This is a genomic window from Moorena sp. SIO3H5, assembly GCF_010692395.1.
In the GTDB taxonomy this organism is placed as follows: domain Bacteria; phylum Cyanobacteriota; class Cyanobacteriia; order Cyanobacteriales; family Coleofasciculaceae; genus Moorena.
Window position 1 is genome coordinate 1 of sequence record NZ_JAAHHS010000660.1, and the last position, 2,528, is coordinate 2,528.

Here is a 2,528-nt window from a genome sequence, read left to right on the forward strand (position 1 = left end):
CATTTTTTTTACTCATATACTCCAACATCGATTCAACAACATCATCGGTAATATGATTTTGTTTGGCAACATTGTGAATATCACCATGAATCAGTTCGCTGACAACCTTTTGGGCAAAACGGTCTGTATATTGTCTGCGCTCTCCGATAAAATCTAGAGACTCACTAAATGGTTTCTTACATGTTTTACATTTGAATTGACGCCGATTATATCTAATAAATACGTCTTGACCACTGATGGGTAAATCTTGAGCAAGATGAGAGTGATTTTGATGAACTGTTCCACTGACTCCTTCACAGTGAGGGCAGGTGGCTTCTCGACTCAAGCTCCTAACCTCTAGCGCAATAAAATCATTATCATTTCGATAGCCTGTAACTTCTACACCCTCTATGTTCAGCAGTTCTGTTAATAGGGAAGACATGTATTCTGTACCCACATGCTCTATAGTTTAGATTACTAGGATAGTATATTTGCTGCAAGCCTTATATGGAAGGGAATGTGGAAAATCTGTAAGAAGGTTAAGCCTAACAGGTCCTGAAGAACCTGAATTATTGAAGCAGTTGACTCATATTATTCTGGAAAATTCTGGGGGCGATCGATGTGCGTTGGCAGCTTCTCCATAAGCGTGGGGAACGGGCATGAAAATGGTTCAGGTTGCTTGGGCGACCTGTTTGGATTCCATCGCTTTGCGTTTAAGCAACTCAGCTAACGATTCAATACTCGGATCCCCTCGCACCCTAGACAGAAGATACTCCCAGAAGCTAACCCCTAATTTACGACAGGTCTTTTTCAACCCAACCATCGTATCTCTCGCTTGGCGACCCAACTGTGAGCGGGTTCCACCACTAATCTTCTGGCGGATGACGCGCTCTCGAATATCGCTCTCTGCCTGATTGTTGTGTAATGGAATATCGGGGGCATCGAGTACCTGAAGTAATTGTTCCTTTTTGCTGCGAAACTGAAGCAACGCATTGCTCAACGTCGCATGCTGGAGATAGCAGCGACCAAAGATCTCATCAAAGCGCTGGTCTAATCGCTGCTTTTCGGTCTCGCTAGGAGCCAATTGATAAGCTTTAAGCTCTTGATAATAGTCCCAGATCAAGCCTTGGACTTCGTCTATATTCTGGCGAAAGCGAGCGGTAGAGCCCTCTAATTTACGAATACTGCGCTCGGCATGGATCCAACACAACGCATGCACCAATAGATTAAATTGTCCGGCTCCATCGGAGAGAATAATCAACTGTGCAGACACGCCTGATTCAATCAATCCTCCCAGCAAAGCCGCTTCGGTGACCACCCGAATCGCGTTTGGAGTACAAATACCAACCGACGACAAATATTCCTCCCATTGCTCGTGCTCGGTTGCCAACACCGTTGAACTAAAGCTTAGCGTTGAGAGGTGTTTGGCGGCCAACCCACTCATCTCTAAATAGTCGCGCGACTCATCATTGAGCACATAGCTCAATGTCCCTCCTTGCAATACTTCTAGGAAATTCACTCGACTTTTGCTTTGGCTACTCTTAAAGTAACTAAACAAGTCATTGCCAACCACCGTGCAATAGCCATTTTTCCCGTCGTGTCGAGCACCGGTATCATCGGTGTGAATATATGCACAGGTGCTTAAGCCCTCCTTTAACACCGCTGATTGCTCCGTGACAAACTCATCTAAACCTTCGCTCAATATCCGATTGATTTGTCCGGTGGAGATATCGATGCCCCAGTCGTTCAACTGCTCTCGTATCAGCGGTTGCGGCACTCGATTTTGATAGTGCTCATGCAAGATGTAGCTCACTAACACCGGGCCAAAATGACCCGTATGTTGATACTCGGGCGGTAACTGTGCCCGAACTATACTCCCATCTGGCAAGATATATTCCCCCAGCAAAAAACGGATATTGCAGCGCTCAATCGTCAGCTCTTGCACATCGTATTCCCGATATTGATGTAGTTTTGCGCCCTTAGGTAAGTTCTCTGGCTCTATCTTCCAAGGTTTATCTACCCCAAAGCCACCTTTCTTACTGCGCTTGCCTGAAGCGCGACGCTTATCCGGGTCTTTGTCTGTTGGCTTAGTCTCATTGAGACGACTCGCCTTTAATTTCGGCTTTCCTTTGAGTTTCTTTTGCGCCTCTAACTCCTTCTCCAGTTGGCTGATGCGAGCCTTAAGGATTTTATTGTCTGTGCTCAACTGGTCGATGATCACTTGCTGTTGGTTAATGATTTGATGAAGCTGTTCTACCTCACCACGAAGAGACTCAACATCATTGAGCACAGGCGACACAGCATTAGCACAGAGCGGTGGTGTTGAAGTCATATCTCTGTTAGACCAAATTTGGACACATTTGGCAAGGGGGATACATTTTTCTTTAATACAAATGTGTACCCACGATTATTGGCAAGGTGCGGTCTTTGATAGTAAATTTACAACCTACCAGAATCTCAGAAAGCTGGAGGACTCACCGAATAAAATCAAATTTATTACGGTACGTAAGCGAGGACCGAAAATTCTTGAAGAATTAAAAGAAATCCCT

The 2,528-nt window shown here is 45.1% G+C and carries 2 protein-coding genes; both read right to left on the minus strand.

Annotation, left to right across the window (positions count from 1 at the left end):
* Positions 1-421, minus strand: a 421-nt coding sequence (locus F6K52_RS35200) for a transposase family protein (RefSeq protein WP_293089660.1), incomplete at its 3' end; no start/stop codon positions are given.
* A 228-nt stretch (positions 422-649) separates the two neighbouring features.
* Positions 650-2,311, minus strand: a complete 1,662-nt coding sequence (locus F6K52_RS35205; protein WP_293089663.1) for a transposase — start codon at positions 2,309-2,311, stop codon at positions 650-652.
* Positions 2,312-2,528: the final 217 nt, after the last annotated feature.